The sequence below is a fragment of the Bradyrhizobium sp. KZN70725 genome, assembly GCF_055264925.1.
The window spans coordinates 1-458 of record NZ_JBUYWT010000218.1 but is presented as its reverse complement, the minus strand read 5'-3'; the positions used below and the strand labels follow the sequence as shown (position 1 = coordinate 458).

1 protein-coding gene is annotated in these 458 nt (G+C 62.0%); it reads left to right on the top strand.

Going from position 1 to position 458, the window contains the following annotated elements:
* Positions 1-443 (top strand): IS5 family transposase (locus tag ACZBJS_RS42795; RefSeq protein WP_463440367.1); only part of this gene is annotated, 443 nt, incomplete at its 5' end.
* Positions 444-458: the final 15 nt, after the last annotated feature.

Sequence of the window (458 nt, the reverse complement as noted above, 5' to 3'; positions counted from 1 at the left end):
GCCGGCGCCAAAAAAGGGGGTCTGAAGATCAGGCGATCGGCCGCTCGCGCGGGGGCCTGAGCACCAAGATACATCTGGCCGTTCGAGGCTTGGGATGTCCGGTGCGGTTCACGCTGACCGCGGGTCAGAAGGGCGATGCACCGCAAGCCGCCGCATTGATCGAAGGCTTGTCCGCCGAGGTCGTCATGGCCGACGCCGCCTATGACGCCGATCACTTGCGCCAAGCCATCGCCGCCAAAGGCGCGCTCGCCGTCATTCCCAACAACCCGTCACGCGCGCTCAAATACCCACTCGACAAGCATCTCTACGCCCAGCGTCATCTCGTCGAATGCTGCTTCTCAAAGCTCAAGCAGTTCCGACGTGTCGCAACCCGCTTCGAAAAAACGGCCCGGAATTACCGGGCCGTCGTCACTCTCGCTGCCATTGTTCTATGGATGCGCTAGTGTCCACACCACCTA